General features: G+C 56.8%; 22 protein-coding genes and 1 tRNA gene. 15 read left to right on the forward strand and 8 right to left on the reverse strand.

The window, feature by feature from the left end:
* Window positions 1–310: 310 nt before the first annotated feature.
* From U5J94_RS08915 to mutS, 3 genes are all read right to left on the reverse strand, one after another.
* Window positions 311–3,238 carry a PD-(D/E)XK nuclease family protein gene (locus U5J94_RS08915; RefSeq protein ID WP_322565295.1) on the reverse strand — a complete coding sequence of 976 codons (2,928 nt, stop codon included), beginning with the start codon at window positions 3,236–3,238 and terminating at the stop codon, window positions 311–313.
* A 22-nt stretch (window positions 3,239–3,260) separates the two neighbouring features.
* On the reverse strand, window positions 3,261–3,584 hold the full coding sequence (gene fdxA / locus U5J94_RS08920) for a ferredoxin FdxA (protein ID WP_322565296.1): 324 nt from the start codon (window positions 3,582–3,584) through the stop codon (window positions 3,261–3,263).
* A gap of 120 nt (window positions 3,585–3,704) precedes the next feature.
* Window positions 3,705–6,260, reverse strand: coding sequence for a DNA mismatch repair protein MutS (mutS, locus tag U5J94_RS08925; protein WP_416224163.1), 2,556 nt, complete (start codon window positions 6,258–6,260; stop codon window positions 3,705–3,707).
* 380 nt (window positions 6,261–6,640) lie between these two features.
* Here mutS and U5J94_RS08930 point away from each other — a divergent pair, with 380 nt between their 5' ends.
* The 11 genes from U5J94_RS08930 to U5J94_RS08980 all read left to right on the forward strand — a co-directional run bounded on the left by U5J94_RS08930 (window position 6,641) and on the right by U5J94_RS08980 (window position 16,307).
* Window positions 6,641–6,949, forward strand: coding sequence for a PilZ domain-containing protein (locus tag U5J94_RS08930; protein WP_322565298.1), 309 nt, complete (start codon window positions 6,641–6,643; stop codon window positions 6,947–6,949).
* Between the two features lie 39 nt (window positions 6,950–6,988).
* The gene (locus U5J94_RS08935; RefSeq protein WP_416224210.1) at window positions 6,989–7,495 is read left to right on the forward strand and encodes a CinA family protein; all 507 of its coding nucleotides are present in this window, start codon (window positions 6,989–6,991) and stop codon (window positions 7,493–7,495) included.
* Entirely contained in the window at window positions 7,488–8,036 is a 549-nt protein-coding gene (thpR, locus tag U5J94_RS08940; RefSeq protein ID WP_322565300.1) for an RNA 2',3'-cyclic phosphodiesterase, read from the forward strand. Before U5J94_RS08935 ends, thpR begins: the two co-directional genes overlap by 8 nt.
* A 181-nt stretch (window positions 8,037–8,217) precedes the next feature.
* A complete protein-coding gene (gene recA / locus U5J94_RS08945) occupies window positions 8,218–9,285 on the forward strand; it encodes a recombinase RecA (protein ID WP_322565301.1) in 1,068 nt (355 codons plus the stop codon).
* Window positions 9,286–9,306: 21 nt separating this feature from the next.
* A complete protein-coding gene (locus tag U5J94_RS08950) occupies window positions 9,307–9,747 on the forward strand; it encodes a regulatory protein RecX (protein WP_322565302.1) in 441 nt (146 codons plus the stop codon).
* A gap of 16 nt (window positions 9,748–9,763) precedes the next feature.
* The gene (alaS, locus tag U5J94_RS08955) at window positions 9,764–12,397 is read left to right on the forward strand and encodes an alanine--tRNA ligase (protein ID WP_416224211.1); all 2,634 of its coding nucleotides are present in this window, start codon (window positions 9,764–9,766) and stop codon (window positions 12,395–12,397) included.
* 185 nt (window positions 12,398–12,582) lie between these two features.
* Window positions 12,583–13,812, forward strand: a complete 1,230-nt coding sequence (locus U5J94_RS08960) for an aspartate kinase (RefSeq protein ID WP_322565303.1) — start codon at window positions 12,583–12,585, stop codon at window positions 13,810–13,812.
* A 151-nt stretch (window positions 13,813–13,963) separates the two neighbouring features.
* Entirely contained in the window at window positions 13,964–14,158 is a 195-nt protein-coding gene (csrA, locus tag U5J94_RS08965; RefSeq protein WP_322565304.1) for a carbon storage regulator CsrA, read from the forward strand.
* A gap of 58 nt (window positions 14,159–14,216) precedes the next feature.
* Window positions 14,217–14,309: transfer RNA gene (locus U5J94_RS08970), tRNA-Ser, on the forward strand.
* 264 nt (window positions 14,310–14,573) lie between these two features.
* On the forward strand, window positions 14,574–15,323 hold the full coding sequence (locus U5J94_RS08975) for a hypothetical protein (RefSeq protein WP_322565305.1): 750 nt from the start codon (window positions 14,574–14,576) through the stop codon (window positions 15,321–15,323).
* A gap of 30 nt (window positions 15,324–15,353) precedes the next feature.
* Window positions 15,354–16,307: a COG2958 family protein gene (locus U5J94_RS08980; RefSeq protein ID WP_322565306.1), complete on the forward strand. Its 954-nt coding sequence runs from the start codon at window positions 15,354–15,356 to the stop codon at window positions 16,305–16,307.
* 467 nt (window positions 16,308–16,774) lie between these two features.
* Here U5J94_RS08980 and U5J94_RS08985 read toward each other — a convergent pair whose 3' ends face one another.
* The 3 genes from U5J94_RS08985 to U5J94_RS08995 form a co-directional block, all read right to left on the reverse strand.
* Window positions 16,775–17,281: a hypothetical protein gene (locus tag U5J94_RS08985; protein ID WP_322565307.1), complete on the reverse strand. Its 507-nt coding sequence runs from the start codon at window positions 17,279–17,281 to the stop codon at window positions 16,775–16,777.
* A gap of 214 nt (window positions 17,282–17,495) precedes the next feature.
* Window positions 17,496–17,693, reverse strand: a complete 198-nt coding sequence (locus tag U5J94_RS08990; protein WP_322565308.1) for an AlpA family transcriptional regulator — start codon at window positions 17,691–17,693, stop codon at window positions 17,496–17,498.
* Between the two features lie 91 nt (window positions 17,694–17,784).
* Complete coding sequence (locus tag U5J94_RS08995) at window positions 17,785–18,675, reverse strand: hypothetical protein (protein ID WP_322565309.1); 891 nt, start codon at window positions 18,673–18,675, stop codon at window positions 17,785–17,787.
* Window positions 18,676–18,944: 269 nt separating this feature from the next.
* Here U5J94_RS08995 and U5J94_RS09000 point away from each other — a divergent pair, with 269 nt between their 5' ends.
* From U5J94_RS09000 to U5J94_RS09015, 4 genes are read left to right on the forward strand one after another with little or no spacing between them, the layout of a single operon-like run.
* Window positions 18,945–20,426, forward strand: a complete 1,482-nt coding sequence (locus U5J94_RS09000) for an N-6 DNA methylase (protein WP_322565310.1) — start codon at window positions 18,945–18,947, stop codon at window positions 20,424–20,426.
* On the forward strand, window positions 20,423–21,670 hold the full coding sequence (locus U5J94_RS09005) for a restriction endonuclease subunit S (RefSeq protein WP_322565311.1): 1,248 nt from the start codon (window positions 20,423–20,425) through the stop codon (window positions 21,668–21,670). Before U5J94_RS09000 ends, U5J94_RS09005 begins: the two co-directional genes overlap by 4 nt.
* Window positions 21,667–24,072, forward strand: a complete 2,406-nt coding sequence (gene hsdR, locus U5J94_RS09010) for an EcoAI/FtnUII family type I restriction enzme subunit R (protein WP_322565312.1) — start codon at window positions 21,667–21,669, stop codon at window positions 24,070–24,072. Before U5J94_RS09005 ends, hsdR begins: the two co-directional genes overlap by 4 nt.
* Window positions 24,073–24,098: 26 nt before the next feature.
* Window positions 24,099–24,800 carry an HNH endonuclease signature motif containing protein gene (locus U5J94_RS09015; RefSeq protein WP_322565313.1) on the forward strand — a complete coding sequence of 234 codons (702 nt, stop codon included), beginning with the start codon at window positions 24,099–24,101 and terminating at the stop codon, window positions 24,798–24,800.
* 30 nt (window positions 24,801–24,830) lie between these two features.
* On the opposite strand, the gene U5J94_RS15290 is transcribed toward U5J94_RS09015, so the two are convergent.
* Both U5J94_RS15290 and U5J94_RS09020 read right to left on the reverse strand, forming a co-directional pair.
* Window positions 24,831–25,013 carry an HGGxSTG domain-containing protein gene (locus tag U5J94_RS15290; RefSeq protein WP_416224164.1) on the reverse strand — a complete coding sequence of 61 codons (183 nt, stop codon included), beginning with the start codon at window positions 25,011–25,013 and terminating at the stop codon, window positions 24,831–24,833.
* A gap of 225 nt (window positions 25,014–25,238) precedes the next feature.
* Entirely contained in the window at window positions 25,239–25,646 is a 408-nt protein-coding gene (locus U5J94_RS09020) for a hypothetical protein (protein ID WP_322565314.1), read from the reverse strand.
* Window positions 25,647–25,778 lie beyond the last annotated feature (132 nt).

Genomic DNA, 25,778 nt, shown 5'->3' on the forward strand with positions numbered 1-25,778 from the left:
ACCGGCCCGAACCTTGCGATCACGCTGTGGATGGCTAGGCTTGAAACACCCATCGGCGGCGTGCGCCCTGCGCGCCCGCCGCCAAGTGGAAGTTGCACAGGGAGACGTGTCGGGGGCGGGAGCGCCCACTCAGGATGAACCGCAGGGACGACTGTTGCAGTGACACGGAAATGTCGAGCGCGCCGGCGCACGCCGGGGCGTAGACCGGGACTGCCCGGACAAACGACGGGCCGGAGTGCCCGCAGGGACCTGAACCGGGGCGGCTGCCGGGCCGGATGATTATCCGCGCCGGTGGTTTGCCCGGGTTTTTTTATGTCTGCCAGACCGGTTTTCGACATAACAGTGCCATATCACAATAGTTGCAGGTGTCCGTGTCCCCCCAGGCCGGCAAACCCTGGCCCGCCTCGATCTGCTTTACAAGGGTTTGCAGGCGTTCGCCGACCGCCTCGCCGAGCGGTTGCAGCTGGGCCGCCTTCAGCGAACAGTTGAGTTTCAGCGGCTTGTCCGCTTTGTCAAAATGCAGATAGGCCACCTCGGCCACCGGCGGGTCCGGATCCTGTTGCTGTTGCAGCAGGGCATAGAAGGGCAGCTGGATCGCTTCACCACTTGTGACCTGCGCCGGTTTGGGAATGGTACCGCCCGTCTTGTAATCGAGGATCGCCACACCGGCGTTGCCGCGATCGATGCGATCCAGCCGTCCCCGGATCGCCACCGCGCCCAGTTGGCCCTCGCAACGCTGCTCGGTCTCGCGCACCTGCCAGCCGGCCTGGCGGCGGGCGATCTGCCAGTCGATATAGCCGGGAATAAACGCCCGCCACTGACCAAGCCAGGCCTGATGTTCGAAGTTGTCGGCCAGCACATCGGCAAACACCGCCTCTGAAATCGCCTCCAGCCGGGCGATGGCGGCAGCGCGGTTGGCCGGCTCGAACGGGGCGTCGAACGGTTCGGGCAGTCCGGCGACCGGGGTGTGCAGGGCCTGCAGACAGCGATGCACCCGCTCGCCGTAATCAGCCCGGGAGAGGGCCTCGCGGATCTCCTCCGGCGGCTTGAGCTGCAGGGCGCGCGCGGCGTAGTACTGATAGGGACAGTCCAGCAACTGCTGATAATCGCTGGGCGAGAACCCCGGCGGCAGCAGGCCGGGCGCCAGCGCCGGCATCGGCTGTTGGCTTGGGGGCGGCAGGGGCACGGCCGGTTCGCTCTGCACCTGATACGCCTCGGCGTCGTTGGCCTGGGCGGTCAGGGAGGTGGCGAGCAGTGACTGCCCGGGCCAGGCCTGCTGGTGCAGGGTCAGCAGATGTTCCAGCCAGTGGCTGATGACCACCGGCTCGCCATCCTGTTCGGCGCGGGCGGTGACCAGCACCGCCGGTGCAGCCTCCAGCAGGCGGCGGATATGATAGAAGCGTTCGGCGTAATGGGCCTCGCGCTGTGGCAGTCCCAGCTCGTGGCGCACCTGCTGGTTGAAAAACGGGCTGATGGCCGGATGGCCGGGCAGCGACTCCTGCTCGGCGCCGGCCAGGATCAGGGCGTCGAAGTGTTGCAGCTGACTCTGGGCCAGCCCCAGCAGGCGCACACGCTGCTGGGTGGGGCGGGGCCGAAAATAGGTGCGCTCCAGGTGCCGCCCCAGCCAGGTACGAAACTCGCCCCAGGCCAGTTCGAAGGCGCCCTCGTCGACCCCGCCGGTGAGTTTTTCCAGCAGCTGTACCAGGCGGCTGCCGGCGGCGTCCTGCTCCAGCGCCCGGTCCATCGCCAGCCGCTGCAGACTCTGTTGCAAGGCGGTGATCCAGCGGGCGGCCGGGTGGCGGCCCCGGCGCAGGGCCAGCAGGGGCGCGGCGGCGGCCTCCAGCCGATCGAACAGATCCAGCAGTGGGGTGATATCCGCCTGGTTGGTCAACCGTTTGCGCCGGTCATGGGCGTGGGCGCGATAGCGGTTGAGATTGCGGGCGATGTTCTCGTGGCGAATGATGTCCTGCTCCAGCCGCCAGGTGGCCAGCCTGTGCTGCTCGGCATCGGTATCGGCGAAGACGAACGGTGATTTGAGCAGATCCAGCAGCGGCAGGTGGGCAAAGTCTTCTTCCAGACATTCCAGCCAGCGCTCCAGAGCTGCCGCGGCGCTGGTGGTGGACAGCGCCCAGCCGGCGGCGTCGGCCAGCTGGATGCCGGCGCGCTCGAGCAGGGCCCGCACCCGCCGGGCCAGGCGCCGGTTTTCGGTGACGAGGGCGATCCGGGTCTTGCCTGCCAGCAGCCACTGGCGCACCTGCAGATCGATGGCCCGGGCCTCGTGTTCGGCATTGTCGGCCAGCAGCACGGCCAGCCGCGCCTGTGCCGGGCTGTCCGGGGCCGCCCGGGCCAGTTGCCGGGCACTCTCCTGCAGGGGCTGATCGCCGTGGTCGAAGACCGTTGCCAGCAGCCGGGTATACGGGGTCGCGGGCCGGGGCGCGGCGGGCAGTGCGAGCCGCCGGGCCAGCGGCCACAGATGCTGGTCGGGATAACCGGCGGGCTCTGGCGCTATCTCTCCCTGCAAATAGAGGTGCAGTTGATCGCGCTGCAACAGGCTTTGCAGCCATTGTTGTTCGGCCGGGGCGAGCGGGTCGGCCACGGCGAGCCACAGTTGCTGTTGCGAATCGAGCGATGCCAGGCTCCGGCGCAGGGCCAGCAGGTGGGCGGAGTCGGCGTCGGTCAGGTTCTGGGCCCGCAGTTGTCCATGCCAGGCGTGCCACAGGGTGTGAACGATGGTGGCCTCACGGCCAAGGGTCTGGCGCAGGTTGTCGCGCACCCCGTAGGCGTTTTGCAGCCGGTCGATGAAACTGTCGCAATCGGCCGGCAGACCGATCTCGCCCAGGGTCAGGGCCTGGAACAGCTCCAGCAGCTCGCCGGCCAGCAGCCACGGGTTGGCCTGGTTGAACAGGTGTTGATAGGGGCGCAGCGCGTCGACCAGTAACAATTCGGCGCTGACCGTGGAACAGACCCGGACGCCGTCGGGCACAAACGTACACACCCAGTCGCGCAGGGGCTGGATCGCCAGTCCCACCAGCCCGCCGACCCCCTGTTCGGCGGCGGCATCCAGTAACTGTCGGCGCAGTGGACCGCTGACCTGGGGATCGGCGACCAGCAGCGTGACGCCGGTGAGATCCGGCAGCTGCTCACGGTGCTCCTGGATCAGATCCCGGGCGAGTTGTTGCAGGGGATCGGCGTGGTAGGGAAGGATCACCACGCGGTCACGTGAGCTGTCGGGCGTCATGGAAACTGGCCCGGACGCGGGCTCAGCGTTCGAGGTACTGGAGCTTGTCCGGTACGCCGTCCCACTCCTTGGCGTCGGGCGGGGGATCTTTGATTTCCACGATCACCGGCCACTCCCTGGACAGCTCGGCATTGAGTTCAATGAAGTTTTCCATCCCGGCGGGGACATCGTCCTCGGCGAAAATGGCTTCGGCCGGGCACTCCGGTTCGCACAGGGTGCAGTCGATGCACTCTTCGGGATCGATCGCCAGAAAGTTGGGACCTTCGTGAAAGCAGTCGACAGGACACACCTCAACGCAGTCGGTGTACTTGCATTTAATACAGTTGTCGGTGACTACGTAAGTCATGCGCATGCTCCTTAGTCTGTTCAGCAAGGTCGAACCCGGGTTCCGTTCCAGGATGCGGTTCGACGGGCAATTTAATAAGAGTATGGTAGCGTGAAACGCGGCCGAGGTGCGAGCCCGGGCTTACGGCTCGAGTAACTTTTTCAGCTGGTAGATCTGTTCCAGGGCCTGACGGGGTGACAGCTCGTCCGCGTCCAACTGGCGCAGGGCGGACAAGACAGGATGCTCGGCGGGTTCCGGGTCGGTCGACGGTGGGGCGGAAAAATGCTCGCCCTGTTCCAGCTGTCGCAGCTTGGCCTGCGCCTGTTCGAGCACCGCGCGCGGCACGCCGGCCAGGGCGGCCACATGCAGGCCGTAACTGCGGCTGGCCGGGCCGGGTTTGACCTGGTGCAAAAAGACGATCTGCTCGCCGTGCTCGCGGGCGTCCAGATGCACGTTACGACAATGGGGCAGCAGCTCCGGCAGCTGGGTCATCTCGAAATAGTGGGTGGCGAACAGGGTACAGGCCTGGATCCGGGTGACCAGATCCCGGGCGCTGGCCCAGGCCAGGGCCAGGCCGTCGAAGGTGCTGGTGCCGCGGCCGATCTCGTCCATCAACACCAGGCTGTGACGGCTGGCGTGATGCAGGATGTTGGCGGTTTCGGTCATTTCCACCATGAAGGTGGAGCGTCCCCCGGCCAGATCGTCCGAGGCGCCGATGCGGGTGAAAATGCGATCCACCGGGCCGATCCGCGCCGACTCGGCCGGCACATAACTGCCGATATGGGCGAGCAGGGTGATCAGGGCGATCTGGCGCATATAGGTGGATTTGCCGCCCATGTTGGGGCCGGTGATGATCAGCATGCGGGTCTGATCATCCAGATCGAGATCGTTGGGAGTGAACGGGGTCGACTGCACCTGTTCGATGACCGGGTGGCGGCCGGCGGTGATTTGCAGCCCTTCCTCGGCCACCAGTTGCGGGCAGCGCAGATTCAGTGCCGCCGCGCGCTCGGCCAGGTTGCCCAGCGCATCCAGCTGGGCCAGGGCGGCGGCACACGCCTGCAGATCCCGATGATCGGCGTTGAGCCGATCCAGCAGTTGATCGTACAGCGCCTTTTCGCGGGCCAGCGCCCGTTCGTTGGCGCTCAATACCTTGTCTTCGAGTTCTTTGAGCTGTGGGGTGATATAGCGCTCGGCGGCCTTCAGGGTCTGGCGGCGCTGGTAATGCGCGGGCACCGATTCGGCCCGGGCGCGGCTGATCTCGATGTAATAGCCGTGGACCCGGTTATAACCGACCTTGAGATTGGGAATGCCCGACTGTTCCCGCTCGCGCCGCTCCAGCTCGGCCAGCACATCGCCGACGTTGTGTTGCAGATCGCGCAGCTCATCCAGCGCGTTGTCATAGCCGGTGGCGATGACCCCGCCGTCGCGGATCAGCAGCGGCGGCTGTTCCACCAGCGCCTGCTCGAGCAGGGCGACGATCTGCGGAAACGGCCGGGCCTGTTCGCCCAGCTCGTCCAGCAGCGGATTTTCTGTGGCCAGCTCGCCCAGCTGCCGCTGCAGCCCGGGCAGCACCGCCAGGGCCACGCGCAACTGCAGCAGGTCCCGCGGCCGGGCCGACTTCAGGGCCACCCGGGTCAGAATCCGTTCGATATCGCCAACCTGATGGAGCAGTTCGCGCAGCGGGGCGTAACGCTCTGCGTCCAGCCATAATCCGATCAACGCCTGGCGCTGGCGCAGCCGGGCCTGGTCCCGCAGCGGGCGATTGATCCAGCGGCGCAGCAGGCGGCTGCCCATCGGGGTGACGCAACGGTCCATGATCCCCGCCAGGGTGTGGGCGTGCTGGCCGGCCAGATTCTGTTCCAGCTCCAGGTTCTGGCGGGTGGCGGCATCCAGCAGCAGGCTCTGTTCCCGCTGTTCGCTGGCCAGACTGTGCAGATGCGGCAGCAGGCCGCACTGGGTTTCCTGCACATAACGCAACAGCGCTCCGGCGGCGGCGATCGCCAGTGGCCAGTCGTCACAGCCGAAACCGGCCAGGTGTCGGGTCTGAAACTGCTCGCACAACAGGCGATAGGCGCTGTCGTGATCGAAAGACCAGGGCGGGCGGGTTTTGATGGCCAGAACCCGGGCAGCGAGCGGGTCGCTGTTGAAGGTCTCCTCGACCAGCAGTTCGGCCGGTTGCAGACGCACCAGCTCCGAGTGCAGCGCCTCGTCGCCTTGCAGCTGCTGTACGCTGAAGCGGCCGCTGCTGAGATCGAGACAGGCCAGCCCGTAGTGATCCTGGCGGGCATAGAGGGCGGCGACCAGGTTGTCGCGACGCTCTTCCAGCAGGGCCTCGTCGGTCAGGGTGCCGGGGGTGACGATGCGCACCACCTTGCGTTCCACCGGCCCCTTGCTGCTGGCCGGATCGCCGATCTGCTCGCAAATGGCAATGGACTGTCCCTGGCGCACCAGTCGGGCGAGATAACTTTCCACCGCGTGATAGGGCACCCCGGCCATCGGGATCGGCTCGCCGGCCGACTGGCCGCGTTGTGTCAGGGTAATGTCGAGCAGCCGGGCCGCGCGTTTGGCATCGTCGTAGAACAGCTCGTAAAAATCGCCCATGCGATAGAACAGCAGAATATCCGGATACTCGGCCTTGATCTGCAGATATTGCTGCATCATCGGCGTATGCTGGGAATTGGGCGCGGTGCTCGACATGGGCTGGGAGTTTATCGACTTTGTTCTTGACGGGAAACTGCTCCGGCGTTCGGGCCCTGGAAATTAACGCGGCGTTCGCGGAGGCGCAGAGTCGCGGAGTAGATCAATCAGGTTTGACACTTTTGGGACTTTCCATTCCCTGGAATATCGACGCCAGCTTACAGATTGGTATACCTAAATCCAACTTGATTAAATTCCACTCATTGGTTCCAGGGTCTGGAATATTATTTTTCTCCGCGTCTCTGCGCCTCCGCGAACTCTGCGTTTTATTCTGTGAAATCACTATACCCTGCGGTCTTGCGCCGATTCGGCGGCTGCCATACAGTTTCTCCAATAATAAAACGTCGGTGAACCGGCGTAAGCGATGGAGGAGAGATCGGATGCCAAGGGATTATGACGAAAAGCGCGATTTCATGCGGGTGGAGATGGATTGTGCTATCCGCTTCAAACCGCAAGGGAGCGAGCAGGAGACGATCGGGCGGTTGGCCAATCTCAGCGGACGGGGGCTGATGTTTATTGCCGCCAACGAGATACCGGTGGATACGCAGGTCGAGATTTATGTCGAATCGGACCAGCAGATCAATGCACCGCTGCATGCCGTGGTGCGGGTCGTGCGCATGGCCAAACAGCGTCGCGGGGACGGTTATGAGATCGGCGCCATTATTACCAGTGTCCTGGATGAAGAGTGAGCCGGCCGACAGGCTGCCCGGGTGCGGCCGATGAGTCGGGTGCCGAGCGACGAGGTGCTGCTGGCGCTGGCGCACCGGATCGCTGAGCGGCTGGGTGATGCCGGCCTGCAACTGGCCACGGCCGAGTCCTGCACCGGCGGCTGGATTGCCAAGCTGCTGACCGATGTGCCGGGCTGTTCCGCCTGGTTCGAGCGCGGGTTTGTCACCTACACCAATCAGTCCAAACAGGATCTGCTGGGTGTCCCGGCCGAAGTGTTAGGCGATCACGGCGCGGTGAGCGAGGCGACGGTGCGCGCCATGGCCGACGGGGCGCTGCGACACAGCGAGGCCAGCCTGGCGCTGTCGGTCAGCGGTATCGCCGGGCCCGGTGGCGGTCGCCCCGACAAGCCGGTCGGGCTGATCTGGTTCGGCTGGGCGCAACAGGCTGCGCCGGGCAATCCGGACGTGCGCAGTGAGTCCCGGCAGTTCAATGGTAATCGGGATGCTGTCCGTCGCCAGGCGGTGGCCCGGGCGCTCGAAGGCGTGCTCGAACTGACCGGTGACTGAGGCCCGCCAACGGCTGTTTTTTGCCCTCTGGCCGCCGCCGGAGTTAGCCCGCCGGCTGCACCGGGTGGCGGGCCAGCAGTTCGCCGCTCGGCATGCCCGTCGTTTGACGGCGGCACAGATCCATCTGACACTATTTTATCTGGGGCCGTCGGACGCCGACCAGCACCGCTGTGCCGAGCGGGTTGCCGCAACGGTCGAGGCACCGCCCTTTACCCTGGCCCTGTCCCGCCTGGGCCACTGGCCCCGTCCCCGGGTCGGCTGGATTGCGCCCGATGAATCTCCCCCGGCGCTGATCGCCCTGGTGAGCCGGTTGCAGCCGGGACTGGGCGAATGCGGCTTTCGAATCGATCCCCGACCCTGGCAGGCGCACCTGACCCTGTTGCGCAAGTTGCGCCGCCCGCCGCTGAGTGAGGCACTTGAACAACCGCTGCTGTGGGCGGTTGATGAATTCGTGCTGGTCGAATCCCAAACCCTGCCGCGTGGGGCCCAATACCGCATCCTGCAACGCTGGCCCCTGATAAAGGAGGCTCCCGGGGGGTGACGGGCCGGGGCAAATCGAGGCTAGGCCGTGGCCTCGGTTGTGTGAAATAATGGCGCCGGGTTACGAGTGGGCGTGGGATCGTGTCTTGGCTCACGTCTAATGACGCCTTGCTGAAGGTGCCATTAGACGTGAGCCAGGACACAGGGAGCGATTTCATTCGATAAGTTACAGGAGAAATACCATGGATGCAGACAAGAAAAAGGCACTCAGTGCGGCACTGAGCCAGATCGAAAAACAGTTCGGCAAGGGTTCGGTCATGCGCATGGGCGATACCTCGGCAGTGCGCAATGTGGAGGTCATTTCCACCGGTTCGCTGGGGCTGGATATCGCCCTGGGCGTGGGCGGCCTGCCCAAGGGCCGGGTGGTGGAGATCTACGGCCCGGAATCCTCGGGCAAGACGACGCTGACCCTGCAGGTGATCGCCGAATGCCAGAAACACGGCGGCACGGCGGCCTTTGTGGATGCCGAGCATGCGCTGGATCCCCAGTATGCGGGCCGCCTGGGCGTTAACGTGGATGATCTGCTGGTTTCCCAGCCGGATACCGGCGAGCAGGCGCTGGAGATCACCGACATGCTGGTGCGCTCCAGCGCGGTGGACGTGGTGGTGGTTGACTCGGTGGCGGCACTGACCCCCAAGGCGGAAATCGAGGGCGATATGGGCGATACCCATGTCGGCCTGCAGGCACGGCTGATGTCCCAGGCACTGCGTAAACTGAGCGGCAACATCAAGCGCTCCAATACCCTGGTGATTTTTATCAATCAGATCCGCATGAAGATCGGGGTCATGTTCGGCAGCCCGGAAACCACCACCGGCGGTAACGCGCTCAAGTTCTATGCGTCCGTGCGACTGGATATCCGGCGTATCGGTTCGATCAAAAAGGGTGACGAGGTCATTGGTAACGAGACCCGGGTCAAGGTGCTGAAGAACAAGGTGGCGCCGCCGTTCAAACAGGTGGAATTCGACCTGCTGTATAATGAAGGCATCTCCCGCGAGGGCGAGATCATTGACCTGGGCGTCAAGGAAGGGCTGGTGGATAAATCCGGGGCCTGGTACAGCTATAACGGTGAGCGCATCGGTCAGGGCAAGGATAACGTGCGGAATTTCCTCAAGGAGCATCCGCAGATGGCGCAGGAGATCGAAGCCCAGATCCGCGATAAGCTGCTGCCCAAGCCGGCCGAAAGCCAGGGCGACACGCCGGCCGAGACTTCCGATGATAGCGCGCTGGAAGAGGCCGAAGCCGAAGCCTGAACCCGGTGACGCCGTTTCGAGATGGCTAAAAGCGTTCGTGAAGCGGCGATGGATCTGTTGTCCCGCCGCGAACACAGCACCTGCGAGCTGCAACAAAAGCTGGTGCGCAAGGGGTATGCCGAACAGGAGGTCGACTCGGCATTGCAGCGCCTTGCGGATGAAAACCTGTTGAGTGACGAACGGTTCGTGGAAGCGTTCGTGCATTCCCGGCAGACCCGGGGCTCCGGGCCGCGCAAGATCATTGCCGAACTGTCGCAAAAAGGTGTCAGCGAGACGCTGATCTCCCAATATCTGGATGAACGCAGCCCGGTCTGGATAGATCTGGCCAGGGAGGTGCGCGTCAGGAAATTCGGGGCCGCTTTACCCGAGGAATACCGGGAAAAAGCCCGGCAGATGCGCTTTTTGCAGCAGCGCGGGTTTACCACCGAGCAGATTCAGAACGTAGTGCGGGATGATGACTGAGATTTGGATACCCATGATGAACAGCAGTGCTGAATTACGTACAGCCTTTTTGGAATACTTTCGCGAGCGGGGCCACGAAGTCGTCGCCTCCAGCCCGCTGGTGCCGGCCAATGATCCGACCCTGCTGTTTACCAATGCCGGCATGGTGCAGTTCAAGGAGACCTTCCTCGGCCAGGAGCCGCGTCCCTACAAACGGGCGGTCAGTTCCCAGCGCTGCGTGCGTGCCGGTGGCAAGCACAACGATCTGGAAAACGTCGGCTATACCGCCCGCCATCACACCTTTTTCGAAATGCTGGGCAACTTCAGCTTCGGCGATTATTTCAAGCGCGAGGCAATCGGCTATGCGTGGGAGTTTCTCACCGAGATACTGAAACTGCCGGCGGACAAGTTATGGGTGACCGTCTATCAGGACGACGAAGACGCCGCCAATATCTGGCTCAAGGAGATCGGCGTGGACGAACAGTGCTTTACCCGTATCGGCGATAAGCCGGGCGGCAAGCGTTACGAAAGCGACAACTTCTGGTCCATGGGCGACACCGGCCCCTGCGGGCCCTGTACCGAGATTTTCTACGACCACGGCCCCGGGGTGCCCGGCGGTCCGCCCGGCAGTCCCGACGAAGACGGCGATCGCTATATCGAGATCTGGAACCTGGTCTTCATGCAGTATGATCGGGACAAGAGCGGTACCCTCAATCCGCTGCCCAAACCGTCGGTGGACACCGGCATGGGACTCGAGCGCCTGGCTGCGGTCATGCAGGGCGTGCACAGCAATTACGAAATCGATCTGTTCCAGAACCTGATCGATGCCGCGGCGAAAGTGACCGGCTGCAAGGACAAGCAGGATAATTCCCTCAAGGTCATCGCCGATCACATCCGCTCCTGCAGCTTTTTGATCGTCGATGGCGTGATGCCCTCCAACGAAGGGCGCGGGTATGTGCTGCGGCGGATCATTCGCCGGGCGATTCGTCACGGTCACAAACTGGGGGCGGCACAGGGCTTTTTCCATCAACTGGTTGAACCTCTGGCCAACGAGATGGGCGAGGCCTATCCCGAACTGGTCAAACAGCAGACCATGGTGGAGAAAGTCTTGAAGCAGGAAGAGGAACGCTTTGCCGAAACCCTGGATCAGGGCATGCAAATCCTGGATCAGGCGATCGCCGATCTGCCCGATCAGACGATCCCCGGCGAGACTATTTTCAAGCTGTACGACACCTTCGGCTTCCCGGTGGATCTGACCAACGACATCGCCCGCGAGCGCGGTCTGCAACTGGATATGGCCGGTTTCGACAAGGCCATGGCCGCCCAGCGTGAGCGGGCCCGTTCCGCCAGCCAGTTCGACGTCGATTACGGCGAAGCCGTGCAGGTGGAAGGCGAGACCGAGTTTACCGGTTACGCGCAGCTGGCCGGCCCGGCCACGGTCGAGGCGATTTATCAAAACGGTCAGCCGGTGGAGAAACTGGGCCAGGGCCAGGCCGGCATGCTGGTGCTGGATCGCACCCCGTTTTACGCCGAAGGCGGTGGCCAGGTGGGCGATCGCGGCCGGCTGCAGTCGGCAGGGGGCAAGTTCACGGTCGAGGATACCCGCAAGCAGGGCGGCAAGGTCTTTTTGCATTTTGGCAAGGTGAGCGAAGGGACGATCAAGACCGGCGAGCAGGTCGAGGCCAGCGTGGATGCCGAGCGCCGTCAGGCCACGGCCTATAACCATTCGGCCACCCATCTGCTGCATGCCGCGCTGCGCCAGGTACTTGGCGAGCATGTCACCCAGAAGGGCTCGCTGGTGGACGCCGATCGCCTGCGTTTCGACTTCTCCCATTTCGAGCCGATCAGCCGCGAACAGTTGCAGCAGATCGAGACGCTGGTCAACGTGCATATCCGGCGCAACCACCCCGTCGAAACGCAAGTGATGGCGCCGGAGGCCGCGATCGCCGCCGGTGCGCTGGCCCTGTTCGGCGAGAAATACGGGGAAGCGGTGCGGGTGCTGCGCATGGGCGAGTTTTCCATGGAGCTGTGCGGGGGCACCCATGTTGAGCGTACCGGCGATATCGGCCTGTTCAAGATCGTCAGCGAGGGCGGTGTGGCCGCCGGCGTGCGTCGCATCGAAGCGATGACCGGCCAGCGGGCCTTGCAGTGGGTGGAAGAGAACGAAACCCAGCTGGAGGAGCTCGCCGGCCTGTTCAAGGGCGCGCGCGAGCAACTGGCTGAACGGGTGCGCCAGACGCTGGAACAGCACCGTCAGCTGGAAAAAGAGGTGGAGCGGCTCAAGGCCAAACTGGCCAGCAGCCAGGGCTCCGATCTCGCCGCCCAGGCCCGGGAGATCGACGGGCTCAAGGTACTGGCGGCACGCCTGGACGGGGCCGATCCGAAGTCGCTACGCGACACAGTGGATCAGCTCAAGAACAAACTCGGCTCGGCGGCCGTGGTGCTGGCCACCGTCAGTGGCGGCAAGGTGTCCCTGGTTGCCGGGGTCAGCCAGGACAGCACCGGCAAGCTGAAGGCCGGTGAACTGGTGAATATGGTCGCGCAACAGGTGGGCGGCAAGGGCGGCGGTCGCCCGGACATGGCGCAGGCCGGGGGCAGCCAGCCTGAAGCCCTGGATGCCGCGCTGGCCAGCGTGCCCGACTGGGTGCGTGGGCAGCTTGGCGGCGCATAATGCGCGCGCCGCCGCTTGCGACTCTGTCCGTTCCGCCCGGGGGAGAGTGATGAAGAACCTCTCTTCGCCCGCCAAATTCGCTGCACGATCGGCGGCTTTTTTATAACGCGGATGCCCTGGCGCCTTTCAATCTCCTGCTAACTAGTGTTTAATTTGCGCCCTTTGGGCACAGTGTAAAGGTTTTAATGGCTCTTATTGTTCAAAAATACGGCGGTACGTCGGTCGGCACGGTCGAGAAAATCGAAAATGTCGCCGACAAGGTCATCGCCAGTCGCCAGGGCGGCCACGATGTGGTGGTGGTCGTTTCCGCCATGAGCGGCGAGACCAACCGTCTGATCGAACTGGCTAACCAGGTGAGTGACCAGCCCGAACCGCGGGAGTACGATGTACTGGTCTCTACCGGCGAGCAGGTGACCATTGCCCTGCTGAGCATGGCACTGAATGCGCGCGGCTACCCGGCCCGATCCTATACCGGCTCGCAGGTGCATATTCTGACCGACAGTGCGCACACCAAGGCGCGGATTCTGGATATCGATGAAAGCCGTATGCGCACCGATCTGGATCAGGGACGGGTAGTGGTGGTCGCCGGCTTTCAGGGGCGGGATGAGGAAAACAATATCACCACGCTTGGCCGCGGGGGCTCCGATACCACGGCGGTGGCGCTGGCGGCGGCCCTCAAGGCCGATGAATGCCAGATTTATACCGACGTGGACGGTGTTTACACCACCGATCCCCGCGTCGTCGCTGACGCCCGGCGCCTGCAGCGCATCACGTTCGAGGAGATGCTGGAGATGGCCAGCCTCGGGTCGAAAGTCCTGCAGATCCGTGCGGTGGAATTTGCTGGCAAATATAATGTCAATCTAAGGGTGCTCTCCTCTTTTGAAGAGGGGCCCGGTACACTGATTACTTACGAGGAACAAACGGATATGGAACAACCTGTCATCTCCGGCATCGCCTTCAATCGCGATGAAGCCAAGTTGACGATCCTGGGCGTTCCGGATCAACCCGGTATGGCGTTCAGTATTCTGGGCCCGATTGGTGATGCCAATATCGAAGTCGACATGATTATCCAGAACGTTGGTGCCGACGGAACGACCGACTTTACCTTTACCGTGCATCGCAACGATTATGAAAAAACCCTTAAATTGTTGCAGGACGTTGCAGGCAAACTGGGCGCACGTGAGGTTGCAGGCGATAAATCCATTGTTAAAATCTCCCTGGTCGGCGTCGGCATGCGTTCCCATGCCGGTGTCGCCAGTCAGATGTTTGAAACCCTGGCCAGGGAAGGGATCAATATCATGATGATATCCACCTCGGAAATTAAAATCTCCGTTGTCGTCGCGGAAAAGTATCTTGAACTGGGTGTGCGGGCTCTGCATGGCGCCTTCCAGCTCGAGCAGGAAATGACTTTGTAAAAGTTCGAAGATCGTAAAATAATGGTTTTTTACCGGTTTTGATTTATTAAAGTTTAGTAATGGGTTGACGATACCTACGGGGAGCCTGCCCGCAATCAGGCCAACCGAAGGACAGAAATGAGCGAATTATCCGAAAAGGAGTTAGATTGACATGTTGATTTTGACCAGACGGGTGGGTGAAACACTCATGATTGGCGACGAAGTCACCGTGACAGTCCTGGGTGTCAAGGGCAACCAGGTGCGTATCGGTGTCAATGCGCCCAAGGACGTTTCCGTCCACCGCGAAGAGATTTACGAGCGGATCAAGAGCGAAGAAGACGGCAGCACCCAGGAGTCCGGCAGCTGAGACTTTACCTCGGCCCCCGGCCCTAGTATCCTTTGCTCCCCGGTGAAAACGGGGTTTCGGAGAGATGGCCGAGTGGCTGAAGGCGCTCCCCTGCTAAGGGAGTATGGGGTTAATAGCTCCATCGAGGGTTCGAATCCCTCTCTCTCCGCCAATTTATAATTATAATCCTATAAAAAACAATAACTTAATATTGCATTCATACGCATAGTCCCCCATTTGGCCCCCTTTTGTAGCCGTAGCAGTTCCTTCGGGTTACTGTGATCATAGTTTTCTATAATTTCAAAAATGTCTGGTTGCTGAGAATCATTCGTTTTCTGCAAATCAAATCGCACTGATAGAAAGCCTCTAGCCTTGAGCTCTAGTGTGTTAGAGGCCTGAGGCTATCTTCCTAAAATAGTGAATCAGGTGGAATCGGATGCCATGTAGCAAATGCGGTGAAAAAAACACCATTCGAGCACATTTAATTCCTCAAGTGTTTTGTAAAGAAGTGCAGACTGGGAAAAGCCATGCTACATCGGTTAAGACAGATGGATCATTTCATCCTACTCAATCAGGCACATTCGATAAAAACATACTATGTGCAACCTGCGATGGGGAGTTGGGTAGACTGGAAGAATATGCCGCTATTGTGTTTGCTAATATAAGAAAAGGCTCAATTAATAGAGGATTTGGCATAAAAGAATGTCACGGTATCGACAAAGATAAAATTTTAAGATTCTGTGCAGGAATTCTCTGGAAATACAGTATTACCTCTGAGCAATATGGAAAAATTGATCTTTACAGCTATCAAGATCAAATTAAGAAAATTGCATTCGGTGAAATACAAATTCCCTCATGGTTTGATGTCGCTTTAGTGCGATTGCTGATCCATAAGCAAGATGATGAGGTTTTTGCATACCGAGCACCTTTGAATTTTAAGAAACAAAATGTCAGATTGTATAAGTTCATGCTGGGCGGCATGGTTTGTCTGGTTAAAGCCAATAAGAAAAAAATGAATTTTGGTGATGAGCTATCAAAAATTTTGTTAAACCAGGAAGGCGAATTGAGATATTTGCTGGCACCAGCTGAACCGACCGAAGATTACAGGCTACCTAAACGGCTGGCTAATGGAACGCCAAAATTGTCTGCGTTCTTGGATAAACAAGATACAACCATAAACCGATAACGAACTGCTGGTTTTCGAGGGAGATGGGGGATGAGTTTTACATTTACAGATTACGCTGTAGAAGTTCTGGTGGATGCAGACAAGCCGCTAACCTATCAGGAAATATGGGAAATTGGTAAGAATAAGGGTTTAGATCAACGGTTAAACACTACAGGTAAAACTCCTTGGCAAACACTTGGTGCCAGATTGTTTGTGGAAGTAAGAGATAATCCTAGAACTGAATTTATTAAAATTGGAAGCAGGCCCGCCAGATTTTTTCTTAAGGCAAGGGCTAGCCAGTTGCCAGATGACATCATAGAAAAAATCGAAGTATCAGAAAGAAAAGAAAGAGAGCCTAAATCCAAATATACTGAAAGAGATCTTCATCCGCTGCTGAGTTATTTTGCATATACGAATCCCACATTTAGCCGGGGAAAAAGCATACTTACCAAAACCATCTTTCATGAGAAATCAAAGAAGCATGGGTATAGTGAGTGGAGCCATCCGGATCTCGTAGGTTTTCATCTTCCTTTGGAGGACTGGAACCCCGACTTAATAGAGTTCAATCGTATATCAGACAACAATGCATTAAAGTTATTCTCTTTCGAGCTTAAAAAATCGATAACTAAAGGTAATTACAGAGAAGCTTTTTTCCAGGCTGTTTCCAATTCATCGTGGGCAAACGAAGGGTATCTGATTGCTGCAGAAATAAAACAAGATGATGAGTTGTTGTCAGAGCTTGAGCGGTTATCTATGTCATTCGGAATTGGTGTGATTCACCTTGATCTTAATGATATTGATTCATCGGGAATTCTCTATCATGCCAAATATAGGCCTCAGTTGGATTGGGAAACGATGAATAAATTGTCTGAGCAAAATGATGACTTCAGGCAATTTATCAAGGATGTCAAGATTGATTTCGATTCAAAACGAATACATAAGTCTGAATATGACAGTGTGATTGAGGACCCCGAGTCTTACATAAAAAAAATAAGGGGGTGCTAGCATTAAGGCTGTTGTTGTGGGCTGCGGAGTAGGCGGCGCGCGCCATTCTCGATAAATCTCCTCAATGCTCAGAATTGCTAAGGTTGTTCGCTCAGGACTTGGCCCGGCGATAGTCATTGAATGTAACTGCTGATTTCATATCACGCGCCCGCGCGCGTACTGGTTGCAAAACCCCATTTTCCTGACTGCGCATTAAACAGCGGTAATGGCAATAATTCGATTGTCATGCAAGTCATCACTACCTGAACATAGATAGAGATATAGATATATCTTATGTGTTTTGTGTGCCTGGGTGACTGTGTTTTTGTGCACTTATTCACTATGTAGCATTTCCCTATGCAGTGAAATCACCGGAAAGCCAGTCACTGCAAGGGTTTTGGCCTGATGCTGTGCCCAGTATGTGTGCCCGATCTTTGTGCTCAATTTGTGCCCAGATTGTGCCGGAAATGTGCCAGAGTTGTGATCGGTCATGTTTCCTTATTCAGGGAGATGCTCGTGATTTTGTAATAACCAGCTCCCTTGCCATCTAGGCAATGTTCAATCTCGCCGGTGAAAACAAGCTTGCCCAGCTTACTACGGAGGGATTTATGGACGCGGCACCACCTGCTGGGTGGTTCGCCCACAGCTTCCATCCAGAACTGCCGGAATTTCCCACGCTCTGGTGGATTGAATTGCCCGTTCTTACCCGCTGGGTAGTTGTTCCCCTGCCGGCTTTTCAGACCCACATTGAAAAACTTCACGGCTTGTAGCTGCCCGTCCAGGGCTTCAAACTCCAGAGCGACACTGCCAGTCCTTGTTGTTCGGTGGCCGATATAGCGAAATTGGCGAGCTTCTTCGTCGGCACTGTTCTCTGTTTTGGGAACACCCTCAATCTGGACGCCTCTTCTCGGAGGTTTGCAGCTTGATCCAGCGAACTCCGCCAGCCATTCCTCCGTGGTTTGATCCTCTGGTCGCTTCCTCTCGACAATGCCCATCAGTTACCCGCCTTATCCTCCGGATTTGGACGGGTAAACGGTCTCACAGACCACAAAGGGCAAATATCGCTGTTACACCCCCGGATCAGTTCGACGACATTTTTCTGGGTCCTTGTGTCTTGTTTTTCGCCACCCATGCACATGTAGCAATGTGCATCAACGGAGGCTCGCAGAGAGATTGAGTGCAGGCCTTTGGAAAGGGGATTCTGTGCCTTCATGCCACACCCCCTTTGCGGCTTTCTTCAATCCGGGTTTCGATCCACTCCGTGATGTCGGATTCAAGCCAGCCGACAGCCCTCCCACCCAGTGAAATGGGCCTGGGGAACCGGCCTTCTGCTATGCGCAAATACAGCGTGCTGCGAGACAGGCCAGTACGGCTGATTACGGTCGGAAGTCGAAGGATGGTCTTCATCGTCTAATACCTCCTCATGGGTTACCAAGAAGTCCATGCCTGAGAGGTTAGGGGAGAGGGAAGACGAATCGTAGGAACAGTAAAGGAACAGTTAATTTTGCGCAGGTGGCTGATACAGCCTTTCCAGGTTTTTCAGGGTATCCCAGCCCGTTTGTGGGGTAATGGGATCGATATAGGGTAGTACCGCAATCATTTCCTCTGGCGGGACGTAATAGTTTTTGGCCCTGCCGGGAAGGTAAGTGCTCTCATGTGAAGGAAAAATGTCTCCAAACATTACCCGGTGTATTTCGGCGTTCTCGATGGTTCTAGCCAGCCAGCCCTCGGCTGAGTTGACCAGTTCTAACAAGCCGATGTTCGTTGTTTGCTGTTTGGTAAACAGGCTGTGGAGCTCCAGGGCCAGATGGGCCACAGGGCGGGCCGGGCTCATGACCCGTTGTCTGAAGCTGGTGATGATCTGTTCTTCTTCTTCTTCATCAGCGCTCGAGTAGAAAGCCGGATAGTGGCGGGTATTTTGCCGGGCAGCCTTGAGCATGAGATCCTTGAGGGGAAGCTGCGTGTTCGGGTCTCCACTCGAGGTTAATTTTTGGCCAAGTACCCAGCCGGCTCGCATCCTGGAGTGAAACTGGCGTAGCCCGTCGTTCAGAATCTGCTCAATTCGTTTGTTAGGCATATCGAGGAGGGATGAAATCCCGGGGGTAGCCCTCAGTTCCTTTCGTTCAGCGCTCCTTGGTTTCGTGCCTGTTTTGAACATCCGGGCACTGATGGCATCGACAAATCTCGAGCGTTTGGCCTGATCTTCCGGATAACAGAGAACCGACAGATAGATAGCCGCGCCTACCGGAGCAAAACCGTCAAAAATCGGGGCCAGTACAAGCTCCCGATAACTCACTTCCCGATCAATACCGGCCATTTGCCAGGCATTGGAAAGCCTTCGGTAAATCTCCAGGCCGTCATCCCGTTCTTTGGTGACGCTACTTGTCATGGGACAGTACCGACAAGGCTAAGGGTTTTCCTTGAGTCCATCTTTGGTGATCAGGGTGATAAACAGATCTGTCTATTTCTGTCTATCCACATCCAATGTAGTATATCTAGGGTGCCAGTGAAGTCCATAATGGTGAATTGATAGGCAATTACAGAGGCGTAGGACGATGCCGTATGAGTAGGCGCCGAGATTACAGTCTCTGACCAGACGTTAATCTTCAGGATTAGAAAAATAAATTAAAAACAATAACTTAAGAGTTTCGCCCGTTCATGTTTGAGCAAACCTTCAAAAATATCGACGATGTGCTCTGGAAAGAGGCCGGCTGCGCCACGGAGCTGGACTACACCGAGCAGACTTCCTGGATGCTGTTCCTCAAATACCTGGACGACCTGGAACGGGAGCGGGCCATGGAGGCCGAGCTGCGAGGCAAGTCCTACGATTTCATCATCGACGAGGACTACCGCTGGTCGAGCTGGGCCGCGCCGAAGAAGGCTGACGGCAGTTTCGACCATGACAATGCCCTGACCGGTGCCGATCTGATCCTGTTCGTGAACACCGAGCTGTTTCCCTATCTGCAGGGCTTTCGCGAGCGCGCCAGCGGCCCCGACACCATCGAATACAAGATCGGCGAGATCTTCAGTGAGATCCGCAGCAAGTTCCAGAGCGGCTACAGCCTGCGCGATGCCCTTGAACTGATCGATTCACTGAGCTTTCGCTCGCAGAAGGAGAAGCACGAGCTCTCGCACCTGTACGAGGCCAAGATCCGCAACATGGGCAACGCCGGGCGCAACGGTGGCGAGTACTACACCCCGCGCCCGCTGATCCGCGCCATGATCCGGGTAACCCGGCCCAGAATCGGCGAGCGCATCTACGACGCCGCCGCCGGCTCGGCGGGCTTCCTGTGCGAGGCCCATGACTATCTGCGCTACGGACCGGACGGTCCCGAGGGTAACAACCCGCCCAAACTGTCCACCAAAGATCTGGAGACGCTGCAGGCCCGCACTTTCTACGCCAAGGAGAAAAAGAGCCTGCCCTATGTCATCGGGATCATGAACATGATCCTACACGGCATCGAGACGCCCAACATCCAGCACACCAACAGCCTGACCGAGAACCTGAGCGACATTCAGGAGAAGGACCGCTTCGATGTCATCCTCGCCAACCCGCCCTTCGGCGGCAAGGAGCGCAAGGAAATCCAGCAGAACTTCGACATCAAGACGGGCGAGACGGCGTTCCTGTTCCTGCAGCACTTCATCAAATACCTCAAGGCGGGCGGCCGGGCGGCCATCGTCATCAAGAACACCTTCCTCTCCAACTCCGACAATGCCTCCCGAGCCCTGCGTAAGGAGCTGCTGGAAAACTGCAACCTGCACACCATCCTCGACTGCCCGGGCGGTACATTTCTAGGTGCTGGTGTCAAAACAGTGGTGCTGTTCTTCGAGAAAGGCGCGCCGACGCAAAATATCTGGTACTACCACCTCGACCCCGGCCGCAGCCTGGGCAAGACCAACCCGCTCAACGACAACGACCTGAAGGAGTTCGTCGAGCTGCAGGCCAGCTTTGCCGACTCTGATGAATCCTGGACGGTGAACATCGAGGACATCGATCAGGAAACCTGGAATCTGTCGGTGAAAAACCCCAGCAAGGTCGAAGAAGATCCCCTGCGCGATCCTGAGGTTATCATAAATGAGATTGAGACCCTCGATACGGAAAGCGAAGAGATTTTAGAAGGCATTAGGGGGATGCTATGAAGGATGCAGCTAAATGTATAGCATTTTCAGAAATCGCTACTGTCTATAATGGCAATAGTATTTCAAAAAAGGAAAAGCAGGAAAAATATATAGGCCTAGATGAAGGTACCTCATATATCGCCACGAAAGATGTAGGGTTCGATCACTCAATAGATTATGAAAATGGGGTGCTTATACCAGACTCAGAAAGCAGTGAATTCAAAATTGCCCCGAAGAATTCAGTTCTAATATGTGCCGAGGGTGGGAGCGCCGGTCGCAAAGTTGCCCATACTGATCGGGATGTACATTTTGGAAATAAGCTGTTCGCGTTAGTTCCAATGGACAGGGTCCGTAGTAAATATCTTTACTACTATACTCTCAGTAATGAATTTTTTGCACAGTTCTCAGAGTTAAAAGCAGGCTTAATTGGTGGCGTATCTCTTAAGAAGTTTAAATCCATACTGATTCCACTGTTTGATTTGGACTACCAAAGTTATGTGATTGATTTTTTGAATGAAGCATTTAGTAACATTAATGACGCAATTGCAAACACCAAAAAAAACTTAGGCAACATAGAAGAACTATATAAATCTTATCTAAATAAATTTTATCAAATCCCACAAGATTCTGTAGGCCAAAAATGGGAAGTTAGAAAGCTTAAAGAGCTTTGCGAAAAGATAACCGATGGTGTTCATAAAAAACCAACATATGTCGACAATGGTATCCCATTCATAAAAATCAATAATCTAACTTCAGGGCCAGGAATTTCATTTGACGGTGTGAGCTATATTTCAGAAAAAGACCACAAAGAATTTACCAAGCGTACAAATCCTGAAAAAGGCGACATTTTAATAACAAAAGATGGAACTATTGGTGTCGTAAGAATTATTGATACCGATGTGGAGTTTTCCATTTTTGTTTCAGTAGCTCTTATTAAACCCGAAGATAAAAAGCTTTCCCCATATTTAAAATATGCTCTAGAGTCACCCTTAATCCAGGATAAGATGAATCCTCAGGGCGCGGCTCTAAAACATATATATCTTAAAGACTTGCGAGAATATTCAATTCCTTTAGCGCCAGAACCTGAAAGAACACAAATCGTAGATACATTAGATACTCTATCTGATGAAATCCAACGATTAGAGCTGATCTATAACCAAAAACTTGCAGCTCTCAAAGAACTCAAACAATCCCTGCTGCAAAAGGCTTTCTCAGGCGAACTGTCTGCAGCGACAGAAAAAGAGGTTGAAGAGGCCGTCGCATGAATGAAGCCGAGACCCGCGCTGAACTCATCGATCCGGCTCTGAAGGAGGCCGGCTGGGGCGTGGTGGACGGCAGCCGGGTGCGGCGCGAGGTAATTGCACCAGGACGGCTAATTGGTGGCGGCCGGCGTGGCAAGCAGGACATTGCCGACTATGTGCTGATGTACCGAGGCCAGAAGCTGGCGGTCATCGAGGCCAAGAAGCGCAGCCTGCCTGACACCGAAGGGCTGGGGCAGGCCAAGCGCTACGCCGAACGCCTGCAGGCCCGCTTCGCCTACTCTACCAATGGCGTCGGTATCTACCGGGTGGACAGGCACACCGGCGAGGAAGGCTATGCGGAAGCCTTTCCGTCACCGGATGCTCTCTGGCAGGAAGCCTTTGCCGAAGGCAATGTCTGGCGCGAGCGCTTCGGTGCCGTGCCGTTCGAGGACAAGGGCGGTTTCTGGCAGGCGCGTTATTACCAGCACAATGCGATTAACAAAGCGCTGGAGGCCATTGGTAATGGCCGTGACCGGATCCTGCTGACTCTTGCGACCGGCACAGGCAAGACGGCCATCGCCTTTCAGATCGCCTGGAAGCTGTTTCATGCCCGATGGAGCCTGGCAGCAAGGGAGAGTGGCGAGCCGGGACGCCAGCCGCGCATCCTGTTCCTGGCCGACCGCAACATTCTCGCCAACCAGGCCTTCAACGACTTCTCGGCCTTTCCCGATGACGCACTGGTGCGCATCGACCCGGAGACCATCCGCAAGAAAGGCCGGGTGCCGAAAAATGGCAGTATCTTCTTCACCATCTTCCAGACCTTCATGACCGGGCGCGATGCCGAGGGCAACCCGCAGTACAACTTTTACGATTACCCGGAAGACTTTTTCGATTTCATCGTCATCGACGAATGCCACCGGGGCGGTGCTAATGACGAGAGCAACTGGCGCAAGATCATGGAGCACTTCAGCCCGGCCGTGCAGCTCGGACTGACCGCCACGCCCAAGCGTACCCACAACGCCGATACCTACGCCTACTTCGGCGACCCGGTGTATATCTATTCGCTCAAGGAGGGCATCAACGACGGCTATCTGACTCCGTTCAAGGTCCGCCAGATCATCACCACCCTGGATGATTACGTCTATACCTCGGATGATCAGATCATCGAGGGTGAGATCGAGGAAGGCAAGCGTTATACCGAGGAGGACTTCAACCGCGTCATCGAGATAAAGGAACGGGAAAAATACCGCGTCAAGCTGTTCCTGGAGAGCATCGACCCGCTCGAAAAGACCCTGGTGTTCTGCGCTACCCAGGAGCATGCCCTGGCCGTGCGCGATCTCATCAATCAGATGAAAACCATCAAGGACCCGCACTACTGCGAGCGTGTCACAGCCAACGACGGCGCCCAGGGCGAGCACTGGCTGCGGGCCTTTCAGAACAACGACAAGACCATTCCGACGATTCTCACAACCTCTCAGAAGCTCTCCACCGGCGTGGATGCGCGCAACGTTCGCCATATCGTGCTAATGCGGCCGGTCAACTCCATGATCGAGTTCAAACAGATCATCGGCCGGGGCACCCGGCTGTTCGACGGCAAGGACTACTTCACCATCCATGACTTCGTGAAAGCGTACGAGCACTTCAATGACCCGGAATGGGACGGCGAACCGCTGGATCCCGAGCCCTGCCCGCGCTGCGGCAACTTGCCCTGTACCTGCATCGTCGAGCCGCCACAGCCCTGCCAGGTTTGTGGCCAGGTTCCCTGCGTGTGCGAAAAGCCGGAACCGGAGGAATGCCCCATATGCGGTGAATACCCCTGTGTCTGCGAGACGCCGCGCAAGGTGAAGGTAAAACTGGCCGACGGCAAGGAACGTACCCTCCAGCACATAAGCGCCACCAGTTATTGGAGCCCCGAAGGCAAGCCGATTTCCGCCGCCGAATTCGTGAAACGGCTCTACGGCGACATACCCGAACTGTTCAAGAATGAGGATGAGCTGCGCGAACTGTGGAGCCGGCCGGATACCCGCAAAAAGCTTCTGGATGGACTGGAAGAGAAAGGCTATGGCGAGGAGCAATTACGCAAAATCGGTAAGGCTGTGGAGGCCGAGAACAGCGACCTGTACGACGTGCTGGCCTATATCGCTTACTCAAAGCAGCCTGTATCCCGTGCCGAGCGGGTGGAGTCACACAAAGAGCTCATTTTCTCCCGCTATGACTACCGCCAGAAAGAATTCCTGGATTTCGTGCTGAATCATTACATTGAAAACGGCGTCGGCGAGCTGGATACCGAAAAGCTCCCCGTGCTCATCGAACTGAAATACTACAGTGTCGGCGATGCCATTGCCGAGCTGGGCAACGTCAGTAATATCCGGCAGGTCTTCGTCGAATTCCAGGAATACCTGTATGCCCCGCAGGAATCGAGCTAAAGCAGCCTATATTGTTGAGATGAATAATGGATATTGAAGACGAAGATATTGGCGAATATTATGAAGATGTAACTGATGAGCCAGACCAATATGAAATCGATGGTGAATGTTACTATCCAGATCCAGTAGAGAATTCTAGATATTATCTGGATATTGATGAGGAGACGCTAGAAGATCAAGAACTTAAAACTTGGTACAGGATATATCAGATTCGCGAAGAGCTCCGGTCTTTACAAAAAAGAAGACTACAAATACATAGCAAAATTTCAAAGCTAACCAGCAATGACAAAGATAATTTAAAATCTTTAAATGAAGAAGCTGACGCAATAAACTGTAGGATTAGAGCTTTAAATATAGAATCAAGAAATAACACCTTCTACGACGAAGACGGATACCACTTAGACTGGAAATTCATATCTCTATCCGCGAAAGAAAAAACTGATTTCAAATGTAGCCAATGTTATGTAGTTCTAAGAAACCACAGCCATTTACTACATGCTCATCACATTGACCGCGACAAAAAAAACAACGATCCATCCAACTTAAAGCCTCTATGTGTTATATGCCATTCAGAACAATATCGCCATGATTTCATGATCAACAAAATATCACAAAAAGACAGAAGATTAATAGAGTACTTGAGAACAAAAAATGACATGTCGCGAGATGTTCATGAAGCGGAAAATGAAGCGGATATAGTAGCTAAAATTATGCTCGACCTCTACTAGGATAACAGTAATTATTAACCCACCATAAATTTAAAATCTGTCTGCGCAATATTGTTTTAGATTCGATAACGCCCGCACCTTCCCCTCAAGAGTTTTTGGGCCCGTTGATAATCCGCCGTGCAACCGACAGCGGCCATTCTTCAGCGCCTTGCAGCGACAGGCTGTGCCGTCGCGAGTCCTCGCCCTACAGAATTGCTTGGCTCTGCCCGGCATTATCACCGAACCCCATGACGCGCGCGCCCGCGTGCGTGGTGGTAACGAAACTCACTCTTACCCCGGATCACATGGTATATATCTATAAAGGGGTCCGTGTGGCGGGGCAAGAAAATCACCCATTCGTGCCCATACTGGTCCGCCTGGCGGGGCAACAAGTTAAGCTTCCTTATCCTCACTGCCCCGTGTCGCGGACCAATTTGCCCCGTCAGGCGGGGCAGGGAATTAAATTTCCGGGTTGCTACCATATTTCCAGTATCCCAGTGATGTTGTGGTGGCCCGCCTATCCAGTTTTCCTCCACACTCGTCGATGGCAAAAAATGTCAGCGCATACAATGTTGGTATATTTCTTCCTCCCTTCCTCGCTTCAACGATCCACCCCTTTTGCATAAGTTCAATTTTTGCTTTCTGAAGCTGATCTTTCGACGTCCAACCTCGCTTCTGCATGATCTTCATCGCCGCTGTCAGATCGCCGTTGTTACTACCCCTATACTGGAACAACAAATCCAGCAGGAGCGCTTTTGCCCGGTATGACAGGTTGATGAAATTCCAATGCTCCATGATGGCATGAGGGAGCCTGGCGAAGGAGCCGCCGTTTTGACGGCCCTTCGATTTTTGGTATGAAGCCCCCATACCCTAGTTACCAACGCGTTTCAGCCAGTTGTAGAGACCCCAGAGTTCTTCCAGAGTCATCGACTGTAGGTCAGACTCCACTCCCAGCTCTGGATTGCGGTGAACCATCATCTGCAGCTCAGTGAGCCATCC

The organism is Thiohalophilus sp., assembly GCF_034522235.1.
Lineage (GTDB): Bacteria > Pseudomonadota > Gammaproteobacteria > UBA6429 > Thiohalophilaceae > Thiohalophilus.

Excerpts from the sequence above, each read along its gene's own strand:
- U5J94_RS08915 (WP_322565295.1), bottom strand. The coding sequence starts at position 3,238 with ATGACGCCCGACAGCTCACGTGACCGCGTGGTGATCCTTCCCTACCAC.
- fdxA (WP_322565296.1), bottom strand. The coding sequence starts at position 3,584 with ATGACTTACGTAGTCACCGACAACTGTATTAAATGCAAGTACACCGAC.
- mutS (WP_416224163.1), bottom strand. The coding sequence starts at position 6,260 with ATGTCGAGCACCGCGCCCAATTCCCAGCATACGCCGATGATGCAGCAA.
- U5J94_RS08930 (WP_322565298.1), top strand. The coding sequence starts at position 6,641 with ATGCCAAGGGATTATGACGAAAAGCGCGATTTCATGCGGGTGGAGATG.
- recA (WP_322565301.1), top strand. The coding sequence starts at position 8,218 with ATGGATGCAGACAAGAAAAAGGCACTCAGTGCGGCACTGAGCCAGATC.
- U5J94_RS08950 (WP_322565302.1), top strand. The coding sequence starts at position 9,307 with ATGGCTAAAAGCGTTCGTGAAGCGGCGATGGATCTGTTGTCCCGCCGC.
- alaS (WP_416224211.1), top strand. The coding sequence starts at position 9,764 with ATGAACAGCAGTGCTGAATTACGTACAGCCTTTTTGGAATACTTTCGC.
- U5J94_RS08960 (WP_322565303.1), top strand. The coding sequence starts at position 12,583 with ATGGCTCTTATTGTTCAAAAATACGGCGGTACGTCGGTCGGCACGGTC.
- csrA (WP_322565304.1), top strand. The coding sequence starts at position 13,964 with ATGTTGATTTTGACCAGACGGGTGGGTGAAACACTCATGATTGGCGAC.
- U5J94_RS08975 (WP_322565305.1), top strand. The coding sequence starts at position 14,574 with ATGCCATGTAGCAAATGCGGTGAAAAAAACACCATTCGAGCACATTTA.
- U5J94_RS08980 (WP_322565306.1), top strand. The coding sequence starts at position 15,354 with ATGAGTTTTACATTTACAGATTACGCTGTAGAAGTTCTGGTGGATGCA.
- U5J94_RS08985 (WP_322565307.1), bottom strand. The coding sequence starts at position 17,281 with ATGGGCATTGTCGAGAGGAAGCGACCAGAGGATCAAACCACGGAGGAA.
- U5J94_RS08990 (WP_322565308.1), bottom strand. The coding sequence starts at position 17,693 with ATGAAGACCATCCTTCGACTTCCGACCGTAATCAGCCGTACTGGCCTG.
- U5J94_RS08995 (WP_322565309.1), bottom strand. The coding sequence starts at position 18,675 with ATGACAAGTAGCGTCACCAAAGAACGGGATGACGGCCTGGAGATTTAC.
- U5J94_RS09000 (WP_322565310.1), top strand. The coding sequence starts at position 18,945 with ATGTTTGAGCAAACCTTCAAAAATATCGACGATGTGCTCTGGAAAGAG.
- U5J94_RS09005 (WP_322565311.1), top strand. The coding sequence starts at position 20,423 with ATGAAGGATGCAGCTAAATGTATAGCATTTTCAGAAATCGCTACTGTC.
- hsdR (WP_322565312.1), top strand. The coding sequence starts at position 21,667 with ATGAATGAAGCCGAGACCCGCGCTGAACTCATCGATCCGGCTCTGAAG.
- U5J94_RS09015 (WP_322565313.1), top strand. The coding sequence starts at position 24,099 with ATGGATATTGAAGACGAAGATATTGGCGAATATTATGAAGATGTAACT.
- U5J94_RS15290 (WP_416224164.1), bottom strand. The coding sequence starts at position 25,013 with ATGCCGGGCAGAGCCAAGCAATTCTGTAGGGCGAGGACTCGCGACGGC.
- U5J94_RS09020 (WP_322565314.1), bottom strand. The coding sequence starts at position 25,646 with ATGGGGGCTTCATACCAAAAATCGAAGGGCCGTCAAAACGGCGGCTCC.